Annotated in this window: 18 protein-coding genes; 11 read left to right on the plus strand and 7 right to left on the minus strand. The window is 46.3% G+C overall.

Annotated elements, in window-relative coordinates; genetic code table 11:
- From B3D59_RS15010 to B3D59_RS15035, 6 genes are all read left to right on the plus strand, one after another.
- The coding region (locus B3D59_RS15010) for an SEC-C metal-binding domain-containing protein (RefSeq protein ID WP_286821282.1) at positions 1-725 on the plus strand (725 nt) is incomplete at its 5' end.
- Positions 726-754: 29 nt separating this feature from the next.
- The gene (gene clpS / locus B3D59_RS15015) at positions 755-1,063 is read left to right on the plus strand and encodes an ATP-dependent Clp protease adapter ClpS (protein ID WP_286821289.1); all 309 of its coding nucleotides are present in this window, start codon (positions 755-757) and stop codon (positions 1,061-1,063) included.
- Between the two features lie 4 nt (positions 1,064-1,067).
- Positions 1,068-3,329 carry an ATP-dependent Clp protease ATP-binding subunit ClpA gene (gene clpA / locus B3D59_RS15020; RefSeq protein ID WP_286821293.1) on the plus strand — a complete coding sequence of 754 codons (2,262 nt, stop codon included), beginning with the start codon at positions 1,068-1,070 and terminating at the stop codon, positions 3,327-3,329.
- A complete protein-coding gene (gene aat, locus B3D59_RS15025) occupies positions 3,329-4,072 on the plus strand; it encodes a leucyl/phenylalanyl-tRNA--protein transferase (protein ID WP_286821294.1) in 744 nt (247 codons plus the stop codon). The genes clpA and aat overlap by 1 nt, the downstream gene beginning before the upstream one ends.
- Before the next feature lie 79 nt (positions 4,073-4,151).
- Positions 4,152-4,547 carry an FxsA family protein gene (locus B3D59_RS15030; RefSeq protein WP_286821297.1) on the plus strand — a complete coding sequence of 132 codons (396 nt, stop codon included), beginning with the start codon at positions 4,152-4,154 and terminating at the stop codon, positions 4,545-4,547.
- Between the two features lie 23 nt (positions 4,548-4,570).
- Positions 4,571-5,440 (plus strand): HDOD domain-containing protein, encoded by an 870-nt coding sequence (locus B3D59_RS15035; protein WP_286821304.1) that lies wholly within the window; start codon positions 4,571-4,573, stop codon positions 5,438-5,440.
- Between the two features lie 7 nt (positions 5,441-5,447).
- Here B3D59_RS15035 and B3D59_RS15040 read toward each other — a convergent pair whose 3' ends face one another.
- Positions 5,448-6,719 carry a YihY/virulence factor BrkB family protein gene (locus B3D59_RS15040; RefSeq protein WP_286821307.1) on the minus strand — a complete coding sequence of 424 codons (1,272 nt, stop codon included), beginning with the start codon at positions 6,717-6,719 and terminating at the stop codon, positions 5,448-5,450.
- A 5-nt stretch (positions 6,720-6,724) separates the two neighbouring features.
- A complete protein-coding gene (locus B3D59_RS15045) occupies positions 6,725-7,717 on the minus strand; it encodes an NAD-dependent epimerase/dehydratase family protein (protein WP_286821311.1) in 993 nt (330 codons plus the stop codon).
- Positions 7,718-8,143: 426 nt separating this feature from the next.
- Here B3D59_RS15045 and B3D59_RS15050 point away from each other — a divergent pair, with 426 nt between their 5' ends.
- Complete coding sequence (locus B3D59_RS15050; RefSeq protein WP_286821315.1) at positions 8,144-8,770, plus strand: phosphoesterase; 627 nt, start codon at positions 8,144-8,146, stop codon at positions 8,768-8,770.
- Here B3D59_RS15050 and B3D59_RS15055 read toward each other — a convergent pair.
- Genes B3D59_RS15055 through purB form a run of 3 tightly spaced genes read right to left on the minus strand, consistent with a single transcriptional unit; the run spans position 8,745 to position 10,979 of the window.
- Positions 8,745-9,011 carry a YerC/YecD family TrpR-related protein gene (locus tag B3D59_RS15055; RefSeq protein ID WP_286821321.1) on the minus strand — a complete coding sequence of 89 codons (267 nt, stop codon included), beginning with the start codon at positions 9,009-9,011 and terminating at the stop codon, positions 8,745-8,747. The two genes, B3D59_RS15050 and B3D59_RS15055, sit on opposite strands and share 26 nt — an antisense overlap.
- 23 nt (positions 9,012-9,034) lie before the next feature.
- Positions 9,035-9,598 carry an AmmeMemoRadiSam system protein A gene (amrA, locus tag B3D59_RS15060; RefSeq protein ID WP_286821325.1) on the minus strand — a complete coding sequence of 188 codons (564 nt, stop codon included), beginning with the start codon at positions 9,596-9,598 and terminating at the stop codon, positions 9,035-9,037.
- A complete protein-coding gene (purB, locus tag B3D59_RS15065; RefSeq protein WP_286821331.1) occupies positions 9,588-10,979 on the minus strand; it encodes an adenylosuccinate lyase in 1,392 nt (463 codons plus the stop codon). The genes amrA and purB overlap by 11 nt, the downstream gene beginning before the upstream one ends.
- Positions 10,980-11,143: 164 nt before the next feature.
- Here purB and B3D59_RS15070 point away from each other — a divergent pair, with 164 nt between their 5' ends.
- From B3D59_RS15070 to B3D59_RS15080, 3 genes are read left to right on the plus strand one after another with little or no spacing between them, the layout of a single operon-like run.
- Positions 11,144-11,434 (plus strand): integration host factor subunit alpha, encoded by a 291-nt coding sequence (locus B3D59_RS15070; RefSeq protein ID WP_286821335.1) that lies wholly within the window; start codon positions 11,144-11,146, stop codon positions 11,432-11,434.
- Positions 11,435-11,438: 4 nt separating this feature from the next.
- Positions 11,439-12,695, plus strand: coding sequence for a M48 family metallopeptidase (locus B3D59_RS15075; RefSeq protein WP_286821338.1), 1,257 nt, complete (start codon positions 11,439-11,441; stop codon positions 12,693-12,695).
- 4 nt (positions 12,696-12,699) lie between these two features.
- Positions 12,700-13,212: a metallophosphoesterase family protein gene (locus B3D59_RS15080; protein ID WP_286821344.1), complete on the plus strand. Its 513-nt coding sequence runs from the start codon at positions 12,700-12,702 to the stop codon at positions 13,210-13,212.
- A gap of 191 nt (positions 13,213-13,403) precedes the next feature.
- On the opposite strand, the gene B3D59_RS15085 is transcribed toward B3D59_RS15080, so the two are convergent.
- Together B3D59_RS15085 and B3D59_RS15090 are read right to left on the minus strand one after the other, a co-directional pair.
- Complete coding sequence (locus B3D59_RS15085; RefSeq protein WP_286821346.1) at positions 13,404-14,141, minus strand: ABC transporter permease; 738 nt, start codon at positions 14,139-14,141, stop codon at positions 13,404-13,406.
- On the minus strand, positions 14,138-15,118 hold the full coding sequence (locus B3D59_RS15090) for an ABC transporter ATP-binding protein (RefSeq protein ID WP_286821347.1): 981 nt from the start codon (positions 15,116-15,118) through the stop codon (positions 14,138-14,140). The genes B3D59_RS15085 and B3D59_RS15090 overlap by 4 nt, the downstream gene beginning before the upstream one ends.
- Positions 15,119-15,470: 352 nt before the next feature.
- Between B3D59_RS15090 and B3D59_RS15095 the strand changes: the two genes are divergently transcribed.
- A partial coding sequence (locus B3D59_RS15095; RefSeq protein WP_286821349.1) for an ARMT1-like domain-containing protein occupies positions 15,471-17,092 on the plus strand: 1,622 nt, incomplete at its 3' end.

Genomic DNA, 17,092 nt, shown 5'->3' on the forward strand with positions numbered 1-17,092 from the left:
ATGACGATGTGATGAACCAGCAGCGTGAGATCATTTACCGCCAGCGCCGCCAGGCACTGGCATCCAAAGATCTCAAACAAGTGGCCCACGATATGATGGAAGATGTATCCTATGACCTTGTGGAAGGATTTGTTGTAGATAAAACAGCACTTAAGGAGTGGGATCTGGAAGGACTTTCTTCAGCGATCAAAGGGCAGTTCAATATGGATTTATCCTTGGATGAACCTGTGCAGGAAAATTTTTCGGTCGATCAGCTGGGACAATTTATATTTGATGCGGCCCTGGATCAATACCGGAAAAGAGAAGAGATGTACGGCCCTGAAATCATACGCCACGTTGAACGGTTTATTATCCTTCAGACCGTGGACACCCGATGGAAGGAGCATCTTTTGAACATGGACCACCTAAAGGAAGGCATCGGTCTTCGGGGATATGCCCAGCAGGATCCTTTACGTATCTATAAAAAAGAAGGGTTTGATATGTTCCAGGACCTGATGAATCGGATCAAAAAGGAAGTGGTGGATATCCTGTTTAAAATCCAGATCGCCTCTCCCACCGAGGTTGAGAAGATGAAACAGGAAGAACAGCAGGATCTGAGCTTTTCTTCCCATTCTGACGAATCCGCTCCCAAACAGCCGGCGAGGCGCTCATCTGAAAAGGTACAAAGAAACACCCCCTGCCCCTGTGGTTCCGGCAAAAAATATAAGAAATGCTGCGGGCAATAATAATGATCAATTGAACCTAAGGTTAAGGTATGACATCCACTGATTCTAAAACCCGACCCAAAATATCCCATGACATAAGTGAGGATCATCCGCCCATGTATAAGGTGCTTTTGCACAATGACGATTATACAACCATGGATTTTGTGGTGGATATTCTGGCCCGGGTATTCGGAAAATCTCTTGAAAAAGCCACACAAATAATGCTTAATATACATAATAAGGGAAAGGCCGTGTGCGGTATTTATCCCCGGGAAATAGCGGAAACAAAAGTTCAGACTGTGCATAATCTGGCAAGCAGCAAAGGGTTTCCCTTAAAAAGTACAATGGAAAAGGAGTAAATATATGATCAGCAAAGAACTATCCACAGCCCTCGGATTTGCCGTTCGGGAAGCTAAAAAAAGAAGACATGAATATGTCTGCGTCGAACATGTTCTTTACGCCATTGTCAATCATGAAGCAGGCCTTGAAACTATTGAAAAATGTGGTGGCAGCCCCGAGCACATCAAAGAGGATCTTGAAAAATTCTTTGATGAAAAACTGACCAAAATAGAGACCAGCGAAGAATATGTGCTCCAGCAGACCATCGGCTTCCAGCGGATGATTCAGCGTGCCATCAATCATGCCAGATCCGCTGAAAAATCAGAGGTAAATCTCGGAGATATCCTGGCATCCATTTTTCAGGAAAAGGATTCCCATGCCGCTTTTTATCTGGAATCTGAAGGGATTACCCGGCTGGATGTACTCAGGCTCATCTCCCACGATGGAGATAAAGAAAAAAAAGAGACACCTGATGGAGACAAGCCCCAGCAGCTTTTCCACCAGGCCGACCCAAAAACCAGGCGTCAGAAGAAAAAAGATCCGCTGGCTTTATTCACTTCCGATCTGATCAAACGGGCCCAGGACAATAAGATTGATCCCCTTATCGGCAGAGCGCTTGAAACCGAACGGGTCATGCAGGTACTTTGCCGGCGGCGGAAAAACAACCCCATCCTCGTGGGGGATCCCGGCGTTGGAAAAACAGCCATTGCAGAAGGCCTGGCATTGAAAATAAACGATAAGACCGTGCCGGATCTGCTTAAAAACTGTGAACTGTACTCCCTGGATATGGGCGCGCTTTTAGCCGGCACCAAATACAGGGGCGATTTTGAACAACGCCTCAAGGATGTCATCACCGCATTGGAAGAAAAAGAAAATGCGCTTCTGGTGATTGATGAAATCCATACGGTTGTGGGTGCCGGGGCGACTACATCAGGCTCCATGGATGCTTCCAACATCCTCAAACCGGCGTTATCCTCAGGCGACATCAAGTGTATCGGCACCACCACCTATGAAGAATACAAAAACCATTTTGAAAAAGACCGGGCCTTTTCCCGACGGTTTGAAAAAATCGAAGTGGCCGAGCCCAGCGTTGAGGATACGGTTGAAATTCTTAAGGGACTGCGAACCTGCTACGAGGAACACCATGGCTTAAAATACCCGGATAAAAGCATTGAAGCTGCGGCCTACCTGTCAGATAAATACATCAATGACCGATTCTTACCCGACAAGGCAATTGACGTTATTGACGAGGCTGGAGCCTTTTTAAAACTTACGGCAGACGGCCGGCGTAAAACCGTCAGCCCCAAGGATATTGAAAAAATCGTGGCTAAAATAGCCAAGGTGCCGGTATCCAGTATGACTGCGGCAGACAAGTCTTCCCTGGAATCTTTGCCCGGCAAACTGCTCAGCGTTATTTTTGGCCAGGACGATGCCATTGAAACCCTGACCACGGCGATTAAAAGATCCCGGGCCGGACTTGCAGCGCCGGACCATCCCATTGGTTCCTTTCTTTTCATGGGCCCCACAGGGGTCGGCAAAACCGAGGTGGCCAGACAGCTGGCCGCCAACATGGGCATTAAATTTTTACGCTTTGACATGAGCGAATACATGGAAAAGCATGCCGTATCCAGGCTCATTGGTGCGCCTCCGGGATATGTGGGATTTGAACAGGGGGGCATTTTAACCGACAATATCCGCAAGCATCCCCATTGTGTGCTTCTTCTGGATGAAATTGAAAAGGCCCATATGGACCTTTACAACATTCTTCTCCAGGTCATGGATTATGCCACACTTACTGACAATAATGGTAAATCCGCTGATTTCAGAAATGTGATCATTATCATGACCTCCAATGCCGGGGCCAGGGAAATGAGCATCAACAGCATCGGGTTTGGATCACAAAACGCCAATTCCGATTCCCAGGGCATGAAAGCGGTGAAAAACACCTTCAGTCCGGAATTCCGAAACCGCCTTGACGGTATTGTTCAGTTTAACCATTTGTCTGAGAAGGTGATGGAGCTGATTGTGGACAAGAACATGAAGGAGCTTAAAGAGATGCTCACTGGCCAGGGAATTTCTTTAAGCTATTCAGCCGACGCCCGGGCCCATCTGGCTAAGAAAGGTTATGATCCCAAATTCGGTGCCCGGCCTTTGGCCCGCCTTATCCAAACCGAAATCAAAGACAAGCTCACCGATGAAATTCTTTTCGGCAAGCTTGAAAAAGGAGGCAAAATCTCCGTAGGCCTAAAGAACGGAGAACTGACATTTAATATCAAATCGGTCTGATGCCCCTATTCAGGTTATCTGAAAAAATTGAATTCCCGCCGGCCTGGCTGGCGCGGTCCGATGGTTTGTTGTGTATTGGGGGGGACCTTTGCGCAAAGCGTTTGATCCTGGCATATAGAAACGGTATTTTCCCATGGTTTTCCAATAGTGAACCCGTTCTCTGGTGGTCCCCTGATCCCCGGACGGTGCTTTTTCCTTCCAGAATCAGGATGTCAAAAAGCTTGAAAAAAACCATTCGAAAGGCGTGTTTTTCCATTAGGATCAACACCGCGTTCGAACAAACTATTGTTGCCTGTTCACAACCCAGGCAAGACAAACCCGAAGGCACCTGGCTGGTCGATGAGATGATTGATGCCTATATCACGTTGCACAAAATGGGGCTCGCCCACTCCGTGGAAGCCTGGCAGGGCGACCAGCTGGCCGGAGGCCTGTACGGGGTCAGCCTGGGGAAAACGTTTTTCGGAGAATCCATGTTTTCCCTTGTATCCAATGCCTCCAAGGTTGCACTTGTGGCCCTGGCCCAGGAACTTGACAAACAGGGGTTTGGGATGATTGACTGCCAGGTCACCTCCGGCCATCTGCTTCGCATGGGGGCCCAGGAGATAAGCAGAGATCTGTTTCTTGACATGTTAAACCTCGGTGTTGATCAAAAAGTACCGGACGGCCTGTGGGGGTCCGGACGACATCTTTTCCCCCAAATCAAAACAATTTCACACCCAAGTCATATGCCTCATGCCGTATGAGCAATGGATTGTTCTGCCTTGACAACTGCGGGTTCATAGCCATTATTCGTTAAGATATGAATTAAGTTAGGAGTATTCTATGCTGTTCAGACTGTTTTTATGTTTTACCCTGATCCCGGTGGCTGAATTATACATCCTTATCCATCTTGGGGGTATTATAGGCGGGTTAAACACCGTAATACTGGTCATTGTAACCGGCTTCATCGGCGCCTATCTTGCCCGGATGGAAGGATTGAACACCATGATAAAGGTGCGTCAAAATTTAAACCAGGGACGTATGCCGGCCGAAGAACTGTTAGATGCCTTTATCATCCTCATTGCCGGATTATTGCTCATTACGCCCGGGCTTTTAACGGACACGGCAGGTCTTTTGCTGTTATGGCCCCCCACTCGAAACACCTTTAAACGTTATTTACGAAAAAAAATTGACGAAATGACAGCCAACGGAAGCATTAACATCACCCGATTTCATTGAACAGCACAGACAATCTGCATTTAATGAAAATAAAAGAACGCATTCTTGAAATGGTTCAAAAAAGGGAAAGCGATTTACCCACACTCCCGGCTGTTGTAGATAACCTGATCCGGGCCGCTTCTGACGAAAAAACCACCACTGAAGCCTTAGCTAAAATCATTTCATATGACCTGGGCATGACAAATAAGCTGCTCAAGCTTGCAAATTCGATTTATTATGCACAAAAAAATAAAGTCGATACCGTTAAACGGGCCATTTCCGTTATCGGGTTTGATGAAATCATCGCTATTGCCCTAGGCATGGGAATCTTATCCAGCGTATCGGAAATTTCAGGCCTAAGCCTTGACATGAAAGCATTGTGGATGCACGGCATCGGCGTGGCCACGGCCTCAAAGCAGATAGCAAAGCAGACCCATCCGGGCATTGCCGGAAAAATCTTTATCCCGGCCCTGCTCCATGATATGGGCAAGGTCATTTTTTCGATCTATTTTAAAAAAGAATATAATGAAGTCCGGCAGTACGCACTCGAAAACAGGCGTCCCCTTTATTTGAGCGAAAACAGTCTGTTCAAGCTGGACCATGCAGCATTATCCGCCCTTTTGATGACACGGTGGAATTTTCCTGCATCCATTATTCTGCCCTGCAGGTTTCATCATGCCCCGGAATCGGCGCCGGTTAAATACCGGCATCATGCCATGATCATCAATCTTGCAGATTATCTTACACAAAAAGCCCAACTGGGACATTCCGGCAATCCGGTTCCTGTTACCATCAAAAATGCGCCCCAAAAAATCGGCATTAATGAATCTGCAATGATGAAGATCATCGAGCTGCTAAAGGCCCAAGAACCGCAGATCAAGGAATTTTTCAAAATCACCACAGCCGTTAACTGATCTGTTTTTAAATATCTTTAATCAACCGCTCCCCCGTACATGCCCGAGCTGCTTTGTCAAACCTCTCCAGGCTCTCCTCTAAGGACTGTGCCAACAGAGTACTTGCCGTATACGCCTTTGGATCCCCCTGATGCTCTACGGCACAAAGCACATCCATGATACTCATACACTCAATATCCATGGCCGGGGTGTATCCGGCTGTATTGCCTTCAAGATTAACTGAATACAGGACGCCTGCATCTATTAGAACCCCCAGAAGATAATGTACAATGGTTAAGGGCAGGTTCAGTTCACTTGCAATGCGGGTATCCGTAGCAGGGGGCTTTTTTTCTGCAAAGCGCAGCACACATCCTTTGACAATCTCAAGCATGACAAGTTTTCTGGCCCGAATGCTCATGGCATTCAAACTCAGGTCCGGGGTTCTTGCATTTTCGATATTTTCCCACTCAAAAGCGATTTCTGCCCCGTAAAGCAGTACTCCCCAGGAAATCTGCAGCCAGATCAAAAACATGGGCAACGCGGCAAAACTGCCATAGATGGCATTGTAGGCCGTAACAAAAACCTGAAACTTTAAAAAGGCGGTTTGGATAATTTGAAACAGGGTGCCGGCAAATACAGCGCCTGCTGCTGCAGCTCTGAAATTTACCTTTTTATGGGGCATAATCACATAAAAAAACATGAACAGCGAACAGGTGACCACATAGGGCACAACACTGAGAAAAAAGGAAATAATGCCTTTAATATCAATGGGAATGCCAAGATAGGCCCAGAAAGACTCCAGGTGGGGAATCATAAACAAGTTTACGGATCCGGAGAAAATACCCAAAAGCCATGCTGCCAGGGCAATGCTCAGATAATCAGTGAGTTTTCTGATCAAAGGCCTGCCGTCCCTGACCCACCAGATACGGTTGAATGTACCTTCGATATGAAACATCAGTTTAATCAGGGAGTATAAAAGAAGTAGAACGCCAAGCAGGGCCATGAGCCCGCCCTGGGTTTTCTCCAGCAAATTGTTGGTGAAAACCAGGATACTTTGGATAATCTCCTCACGTCCTTGAAACAAAGAGATCACCTCTGCCTCAAGGAACTGTTGAAACCCGAAGCCTTTGGCAACACCAAAGGCCATGGCCATGACCGGCACAATGCTGAAAAGGGTGTACAGACTCAAAGCAGATGCCCGCAACGCACAACTGTCCCGTTGATACCCCTTGGCCGCCTTATAAAGCACCCGAAGTGCCTTGGCTCGAAATTGAGGGAACGAAAATGAAAAAGATGCCATCGGCTTCATTTCCTCTTCAACCATGCCTCCAAGTGTTTTAAACCCTCCCGGGTGGAAATCTTTGGCACATAACCCAGGTCATTTTTTGCCCGGCTGATATCAAACCAGTGGGAGGTAGCAAGCTCCTTGGCAGCAAACCGGGTCATGGGCGGGTCCCTTTTAATACCAAGGGTTCGGTAAATAAATTCAAAGAGCCAACCCGCAGCATAGGCGGTATTCCCGGACACATGCCCTTTGATGGGCGGCAAACCTGCGGCGGCCAGAAAAGCATTGGCAAGGGTCCATTTGGATATAGGCGCATCCTGGCTGATAAAATATATGTTTCCTGACAGATCAGGGTTTTGGGACAACTTTTCAGCGGCCAGGATGTGAGCATCGGCCGCATTATCCACATAAATGGTGTCCACAAGATCATTATCCGGACCAATAATCTTCAGCCGTGATGCCCGGCTGATAATACCCGGCAGCAGGTGATTATCTTCCGGCCCCCAAATCAAATGGGGCCGAAGAATGATTACAGAAAGCCCCTTACCCGCTGCTTTAATCACCTCTTTTTCCGCCAGCGCCTTGGTTTCAGGATAGGGTGCCAGATATTTGTCCGGATAGGGGACAAACTCATTGGTCCCGTGCATATCCTTGTCATCAAATACCACTGAAGGCGAACTGGTGTGAATCAGCTGCCCAACCTTATTTTTCATGCAGGCGTCAATGACATGCACGGTTCCGGTTACATTAATACGAAAATACTCATCATAATCACCCCAGATGCCGGGTTTTGCCGCAGTATGAAACACCGTATCCATGCCTTTTAAGGCATTGGCCACAGCACCGGCATCTGTCAGATCCCCCTGAATCTGGGAAACGCCCAGTTTATCGAGCTCCGAATACCGGGACCGGGAAAACGAAAAAACAGTCTCTCCTTTATCCACTAATTTTCTGACCAATGCTTTACCCAGAAAACCGCCGCCACCAGTGACCAGTGTATTTCCCAAAGTCATTTGACCGTCTCCATCTGTATATCCGAATTTTATGAATAGTTGCTAAATATTTGCTTGACAAGGCGCATATTTTTTTATAAAAGTAGTTCGCCTTTCAACTGTAAGCGGGAATAACTCAGTGGTAGANNGTTCAAATCCCGTTTCCCGCTCCACCCTTAAAAAAATCAAACTTTACGCACGCCTAAATCATTTTTCAGGACAAATTTACAGACTGCGGGTGTCGCTGTCAGGTCAAACAGGCTATACCCACAAGCTTGGCAATATCTTTTTTAGAAATATAGCTCATTATATTCTCCTCAATCGCCCATTAAATACAAATTTCACTTACCACACACATAAAAAAAAGGCCATGGGATCCACTGAAGGTATGCATCAGGAAACATGTATGCTACAACCGGTCCATTATTAATACAGACTTGGAAAAGAATGATGAACAAAAACAAAGAACAGGTTTTATGCATTGACCGTAAAACACTTCCCGCATCCTGGGTAACCCAAAGGACCGTCCTTCCAATGGATTTTGCCACATTTGCCGACACATGCACCAAAGCTAAATTTTCCTTTGTCCGCCGAGGCATTGCCGAGGAGGACAAGCTAAAAAAACAGATCATCCCGTATATTCTTTTGCAGACAGCCGATGGCGGCATGACCGCGGCCTACAGCAGACAGGGCAGTGAAAAACGGCTCCATGACCTTTGGTCCATCGGGATCGGCGGCCATATCAATTCAGAAGACACCGCCATGGGGGCAGACGGTTTTGAAAGCATTTTAAAAAACGGTATGCAAAGGGAACTGGATGAGGAACTGACCCGGCGGGTTTCCGGCGATTCCATTGAATTCATAGGTATTATCAGTGAAGATATCACACCGGTAGGCAGCGTTCACATGGGGGCGGTATTCCTGATCAGAACACAAAACCCAGAAGGCTATCTGCCTGGAGATGAATTACACAGCTTTACCTGGCATACAACACAAAAGCTTTCCCAACTGAACCTGGAGCTGTGGTCCGAGCTGGCGCTGGAACTTGTCAATTCATTGAATCCAGCACTTTAAGTGCAACAGAACCATTTTTTTTCAGCACCTTTGATCCCCTTGTTATTTTACACAGGCTGATGCCGTATTTTTCAGCAATTTTCCGCTGGGTCATACCCGCATGCAGATCTTTCAATAGCTTCCAGCGCAAAGAAAGATCCGAAAGCTCCGCCTGTGTAAATATTTCTTCAAAAAAAGAGTTCAATTCATCCTTGTCTTTGATGGATAAAATGACTTCCAGTAATTCCTGATCTATACGCATAAATTTTTTTTGCACCTGTTGCATCATTTTTTTTCACAAAACAAATGAACCCTGTAAGTATGGACAGTCAGGCTGCCTTTGGTCCATTCATCGGCATCAAGCCCGGCTTTGGTGCATAGCTGGGATAAAAAGGAAGCCGTGTCAGGCAATTGTTCCCAGACCTGGGGAAGAAAAGTCGCCTGGCTGCTTCCTTTTTTAATGATAACGCCATCCTTGAACGGCACAAGTCTTTGGATTAACTCTTTTGCCTTACTGTATTCAAATTTTTCAGGCGGAGACAAAAGACTGATCTCCAGATCCACCTGATCAAACTCATCTCTGGCAAGGGGTGAAAAACGCGAATCTTTGAAGGCAGCCAGCCTTGCGGTTTCCGCAACCCCTGTTTTCAGGGGCTCAACCGCTTCTATTACACCAATACATCCTCTTAAAGCTCCGTTTTTATGCAGGGTCACAAACAGACCCTGTTTTATCTCCAGAAAGGATTGATTTAAATCAATTTGACTTTTATCCACAGAAAGGCCAAGTTTTTCGGCAATGCTGATGCGTGCCATCTTCAGCAGCATCTGCCCTTGTTGTTCACTTATCATTTTTTGATTTGTCTTTGAAATACAGATCCACCAGGGATTCGGCCAGTCCCAGGTATGTCTGGGGAGAAAGCGCCCTCATGCGTTCTTTAACTTCGGGCGGCACCTTTTCAAGTCCATCCACAAACCGGACCAAATCCGCTTTCTGAATTTTCCTGCCCCGGGTCAACTCTTTGAGCCGTTCATATGGATTATCCTCGCCATATACCCGCATAACGGTTTGAAATGGTTCAGCCAGAAGTTCGGGGTTGTCATTAAGATCCTTGTCAAGCACCTCCTGATTTAAATCCACTTTTGACAGGCCCTTTATGGCATTTTTTATCCCAATGGTAAAATAGCCGAACACTGTGCCAAGGCTGCGTAGCACGGTACTGTCGCTCAAATCCCTTTGGAACCTGGATTTCTGTAGTTTAACCGCCAGATGCTCCATCATGGAAATCGCAAGACCCATATTGCCTTCACTGTTCTCAAAATCAATGGGATTGACTTTATGGGGCATTGTGGATGATCCGGTTTCCCCCTCCTTCAGCCGCTGTTTAAAATATCCGAAACTGATATACCCCCACATGTCACGGTCAAAATCAATCATCACCGCCGCAATCCGGACCATGGCATGAAGCACCCTGGACAAGGCCGTATTTGGATTTATCTGGGTCGTGAATAAAATGGGCTCAAGAGCTAAATAATCCCGAATAAACCGTTCAGACGCGGCTATCCAGTCAATTTCGGGAAACGCAAACAGATGGGCGTTATAATTGCCCGTGGCTCCGTTTATTTTTGCCTGGATTACAGTGCTTTCCAGCACCTCTATTTCCTGGTTCAAGCGCCAGGCAAAATTGATAAACTCTTTTCCCGGGGTTGTGGGGGTAGCAGGTTGCCCGTGGGTGCGCGACATCATTGGAATGCTTTTATAAACCAGGGCTTTTTTCTCAATCTCTGCCACCAAGGTTTTAAGCAGGTCCACCACCAGCTCCTTGCCTTTTTTAAGCATCAATCCGTATGCCGTATTATTGATATCTTCGGAAGTGCATGCAAAATGTACCCACTCCCGTATTGGGGAGAGCCCTGCCGCATCCAGTTTTTCCTTAATAAAATATTCCACGGCCTTGACATCGTGGTTGGTACAGGACTCTATCTCCTTGACCCTGAGCGCATAATCCTCATTAAAATCATTTATCAAAACATCCAGCCCTGATAAATCCAAGGATTGGTCACCGAGTACAACCTCGTGGACCTTTAAATCCGTTATCAAAAAGTTCAGCCATTTAAGTTCAACGTGAATCCTATGATGAATCAGCCCGGATTCACTAAAAATATTTGAAAGAACACCGGTAAGACGGGCATAACGTCCGTCTATGGGCGTGATGGATAACACCTGTTTCATTTCCTCTCCATGATGAATAAATAATTATCTTGATTTTGCAATAAAATACAATAACAAATCATCCTTATCTTGACAATCCTGAAGAATTTAAAGTATTTTATCAACCTGTTTTTATTAATCTTTCAAGAAGCAACCTTTATGTGGAGCAGGAGTAAATAGTTATTATGGCACTGACCAAAACTATTATTGCAGAAAAGATACAAAACGAACTGAACCTGTCAAGAACCGTTGCCTATGATATCATGGAAGACTTTCTTGAAATCATAAAAGAGACCATTTCAGGTGGTGAGGATATTATGATTTCAGGTTTCGGCAAATTCTGTGTAAATGAAAAAAAAGCAAGAAAGGGGCGCAACCCTGCAACGGATGAGGAGATGACCCTTCCGGCCAGACGGGTTGTCACATTTAAATGTTCCGGAAAACTTCGGGATTTGATTAATTCAGACGCCCAATAGAACGATGTTTTTATCTGACCAGACGATCACCAACATTATTCTTGTTACACTCATTGTTGATTTCACAATGAATTTTGTGGCTGATCGTCTGAATATCGGCAGACTTACAACGCATCTGCCTGAAAAATTTTCAGATGTTTATGACCCCAAACGGTATGAACGGTCCCAGCATTACCTTAGGGCCACTACACGACTGGGTACGATCACGTCGACCGTTGATCTTGGTATTCTTTTAGCCTTCTGGTTTATAGGCGGATTCGGCGTCCTGGACAATTTTGTCCGGGAAACCGGATGGTCTTCCATTGGCTGCGGACTTTTATTCATCGGTGTTCTTGCAGGATGCAAATTCATTATATCCCTGCCCTTCTCCATCTATTCCACATTTGTCATTGAAGAAAATTTCGGTTTTAATAAAACCACACCAAAGCTTTTTGTTCTGGATCTGATAAAATCCATGATCTTATCTATGGTCCTGGGCATCCCTTTGCTGTCGGCCATATTCTGGTTTTTCGAAAGCTCGGGTCCATGGGCCTGGATAATCTGCTGGGGTGTGACCACAACTTTTATCCTGGCGGTTCAATACATTGTTCCCACATGGATCATGCCCTTGTTCAATAAATTTACCCCCCTTGAAGACGGTGAATTAAAGAACAAACTTTTTGCCTATGCGAAAAGCATTGATTTTCCATTGACCCAAATCTTTGTCATGGACGGTTCCAAACGCAGTACCAAGTCCAATGCATTTTTTACAGGCTTTGGAAAAAACAAACGCATTGTGCTGTTTGACACCCTGATCAACGTCCACACCCCGGATGAACTTCTAACCGTACTTGCCCATGAAATGGGACATTTCAAAAAAAAGCACATCCAGCGTCGCCTGATTTTCGGCATCCTTCAGATGGGGGTTGTTTTTTACCTTCTGTCTTTATTCATCACCCAGCAAAGCCTTTTCACGACATTCTATGTCGATACGCCGTCCATATATGCCGGTCTTGTTTTTTTCAGTATTCTTTTTTCCCCGGTTGACCTGGTCATCTCCATTATCATGCAGTTCTTCTCAAGAAAAGATGAGTACGCAGCAGACCGCTTTGCCGTCTTGACAACAAAAAAAGCCGGGGACTTGATAACGGCTTTAAAAAAACTCAGCGCCGATAATCTTGCCAACCTTACCCCGCACCCCTTTTATGTATTTTTAAATTATTCACATCCGCCACTGGCGCAGCGCATTGCAGCCATGGAAAAGATTGAAGGCGCGGCATGATACCATGGAACGACTTTTAGTATTTTCGGATCTTCACGGCTATTTATCTGCCTGGCTGACCGTCAAAGCCTTAGCCGGCCGTGGTGATGCCGTTGCCATTGCAGGGGACGTATTTGATACAAGGTATGGCAACTATAATGACCCTGATTTTGCCCCGGATCAGATCCGGTCAACGATTGCCGATCTGGATTTTAAACTTTTTTGTATTTACGGCAATTGTGACGTGGAAGGATTCTTCAAAGGATTTTCCCATGAACTGAGCTTTAAGGCCTTTGATAAAACCATTTTCATGCATCACGGACATAAGGATACCCTGATGATTCCCCAAGGCACGGATATCATTATTCAGGGACACACCCACCTGCCCCGGCTTGAAAAAACTCAAAATTACATCCATCTGAATCCAGGCTCCATTGCCGTGCCCAGAAACGGTATGCCCACCTTCGCAGTCATTGACAGCAACAGTGTAAGCCTGATGACGCTATCCGGTGAAAAGCTGGCATCACTGAATTTTTAGCTTTTTTCTGTATCCGCCCCATACCAGGAACAGGTTTGGAGGCAGTTTATCAATAATGCCTTTTTACCGATGAAATCGGACTAATTTTTCCCACAGAGTCCGCCTCTCTATTTTTCAGGCACTTTCCGCTCCGGTATTACCTAATTTGTATCATGTCATCCAAAGTTCTGATTACCTACCTGTCCGGGCAATCAGGCAATCCAGCGCCGCCTGATATTGTGCAGGCTCACCATGAACAAAACAACGCAAAACGCAGTAAGGATGGCCAGATCAGTGGGAAAGGACATAATATTCCCTTTGTGGATGGCCCCATGAAGCATGTCCGCGCCATAGGTCAGGGGGAGTACGTAGGCAAATGGTTTTAAAAAAAACGGCAGCGCACTGATCGGAAAAAACAACCCGCATAAAAAAATCATGGGAAAGCGAAAAAAGTTAGAAAAGGTCTGCGCCTCGAACACCTCACTGACCGCCACTGCTATGAACAGCCCTAAAAAGGTCGAAACCACCGAAATCAGCACAACCGCGGGGACAAACACTAACCAGTTTATATGGTCCAGGTTGACTATGAATGTCGCCATGAGTACAGGGACAAAAGCGTTGCCCACCCCAAACACAATTGCACCGCTGGTCTTGGCCAGCATCAATAATTCAAGAGGGATGGGGGCCAGCAGCAGCCGTTCAAAGGAGCGGTTTTTCTTCTCAAATGTCACTGTCACCGCGAGCAGAGATGTCGTGCCAAACAGAATGGACAAGGCGATTACACCCGGCAGTATCGACGAAACACTCTCCAACCCCTTACCTGATTTGATGAAAAACATGCCGGTCCAGGCCAGCGGAAACATAAGCCCCCAGCTGATATTGGGCGGTTTCAGATAGTAGGTGCGGAAATCCTTGATCAATATGTTCCAAAAAGCGATCCAGCGTTTCATTGTTTTCCTCCAAATTTTTCTTTCTCTTTGCGCATGACATCCGTATCTATTCCAGTGATCCTGACAAATATGTCCTCAAGGCTTGGCCTGATTCTCTTCGCTTCCATCACCTCGGCCCCGTGATCTTCAAGAAAGCGAATCAGCGGTCCGACGCTGACGGATAGATCGGATTCTACCTGGATTACCCCCGGTTGCCGACTGCTGAAACTCATCTTGGGGAATTCTGCCGCCAGTTGATCCTGCAAATCGTTGGAAGCGTTTACGCAGGTGATCTGCACCACATGTTTTTCCCGGACAGGCTGAATGAGATTGGAAACGGTATCAACCCGAACAATCCGGCCCGACATAATGAAAGCAATTCGGTCACATAACCGCTCTGCCTCCTCGATATAATGGGTGGTCAGAAAGATGGTCGTCCCGTTCCGGTGTAAATCGAAGATGAGTCGACGCAACTGCCTGGCACTGTTCACATCAATGCCAGTGGTGGGTTCGTCCAGAAATAGAATTTTCGGCCTATGAATAATGCCGGCAGCAATGGTCAGCCGTCTTTTCATCCCTTTGGAATAGCCGCCAAACTTGCGTCCAGCAGCCATGGCAAGGCCAAACTCCTCCAGCAGTTCTTTTGCCCTTGCTTGGCGTTCGGTTTTGCCCATGCCATATAAGGCCGCACAAAAATTAAGATTGTCAAAACCAGATAACTCCGGATACAGATTGCTTTCATCGGGAACCACGCCAATTAAATGTTGAGCGCCTCGCGGCTTCTTGGTGCAGTCAATGCCGCCGATGTGAATGCTTCCGGCATCAGGGCGGGCCAGTCCTGTAAGCATGTTAATGGTCGTGGTCTTTCCCGCGCCGTTTGGCCCCAGAAATCCGAACAGCTCCCCGGAAGTCACCTCAAAATCGACCGCAGCCACAGCCTGAAGGTCGCCAAAGCTTTTGGCAAGTCCCTGAACTTTGATGGCGATGTTTAAATCCAATCTCTTGACACTCCCCCTTTGATATATGTAAGTTTCAATTTAATCCAAGCCGTTTTGTAAACAGGTGTCCCAAGCATCGCAATAAGTTTTTTAATTTTAAGTAGATTCAACCATACCCCGGTGCCCAATCCTGGTCAAGCCCTTCGGGAAAGCCTGCCGAGACATTCGTGTCTATTTGACAGCTGATACTTGGTTTGAAAAACCGAATCGGGCATGATAATATCCCTTTCGCTGACCCCAAGGATCAAAGCGGCCAAGAAAGGCCTTGTGAGTGCTGGATTCTTTACCCCAACGGTGCAACGATGGAGTGTATTGTTCATTGATCTGTCTTTGTAAAAGCCAAGGAGAAAAAATGGCATCCTGTGAAGCTGAACCTAACCCCGACAATACGGAGCCGGACCAAAAAGCATGGTTTACGGCGTTTTTTCTTGAAAATCATATTGATCCATTTGCCTATCCCACAACAGTCGGATCCCGGGAGCAGGTGGAATTCATGGTGTACCCGGAAAATAATGAACGGTTCTATCCCTGTTCCGATGCCATGTTTACTGCAATTATGTCCCGGAAAAGGCCAAGGTTTCTGTCCAACCGCTACCGCGAGGTGCTTGACAAAATTTTTGCCATTATCAAAGAGTTCATTGATTCAGAATATGACCGTGCATTCTTATCCAGCCTGATACAAATAAAATATGATAACGAAATTCAAAGCCGCTTGCTCATACCCTCCCGGCTTGAAAAACGCCTGTATAAAATTTTTTTAAACCGCACCCATATCGAAGACCCCTATGCAAGCCAAAAAAAAAGGGAAAACGCCAGGGCACAAAAATTCATGGCCTCGGAGTCCTTCAAAAAAGCCTTAAACGAAGTTGACGGTGGCATTGATACCATGAAGGGGTTGACCCTTGAACAGCTTAAGACAAAGATCAATGAGATAGAGTTCACACGGCGACTCTCCCTTTTGACGGCCTCCGCCCTATGGAAGGATGACAATTTCTGGATACCCTCGACTTCGACCATAAAAATGCTGTTGAATGCCAAAATTACCGGCAACGGCATGAAACATCTTCTTGAACTGATAAATAGGCCAAAATCAAAATTTCTGTGGTTGACCGACGAATCCGGGGATGTGGTGGCCGACATCGCCATTGCCCAATTCCTTGCAAACATTGGCCATGTGGTGATCCTTGCAGTCAAGGAAGAGCCTTTTTTTAAAAAGGTCTGCCTGACCGATACCCGCACAGACCCGGTCCTTGCCAAGGCTCTGGAGCGGGCCCATTTCATCCACGACAAAACCATCAGCAAAAACAAACTGGTCCAGCGTCTGAAACAGGATGAACATCTGTATGTCATATCCGACGGTACCCAGGAAGCACTTAATCTTCTGTTGGTCTCTACGACCTTTTCACGGGTTTTCAAGGAGGTGGACTGCGTGGTAACAAGAGGGCCGAAACAAAAAAACCGAATGATCAAAACCCATTTCAGGTTTACCAGGGATGTAATCAATATATGCGCAGCAGACAACAGACTGGACATTTTGGACATTGTCTTTAAACCCAGACATCCGGATTATATCAATTTCAGCCACAGGGATCTTGAAGAAAAAGCCGATAAAATTATTTCTAAAATGAAGCAGGCCAAAAATAAAAACATGACCGTCATGTTCTACTCGGGCATCATCGGTTCCATCCCCGGCAAAATTGATGTGGCAATAAAGATAATGAGCCGTTTTATTGAACATTTAGAAGATCAGTCCGCCAACCTGTTTATTATTAACCCCTCATTATATTATGAACCGGGAATGGATGCCGATGATCTGATGTATATGTGGGAAATTGTTCAACGAAGCGGATACCTTGATATCTGGCGTTTCCAGACCTCCGAGGACATTGCCCAAAGTTTTGAACTCATGGAACAGAAGGTACCGCCCGAATGGATCGGAAAGGATGCCACCTACTCCACCGGCTGCACCAAGGA

Origin of the sequence: Desulfobacter sp. UBA2225 (assembly GCF_002348205.1) — a bacterium.
GTDB classification, from domain to species: domain Bacteria; phylum Desulfobacterota; class Desulfobacteria; order Desulfobacterales; family Desulfobacteraceae; genus Desulfobacter; species Desulfobacter postgatei.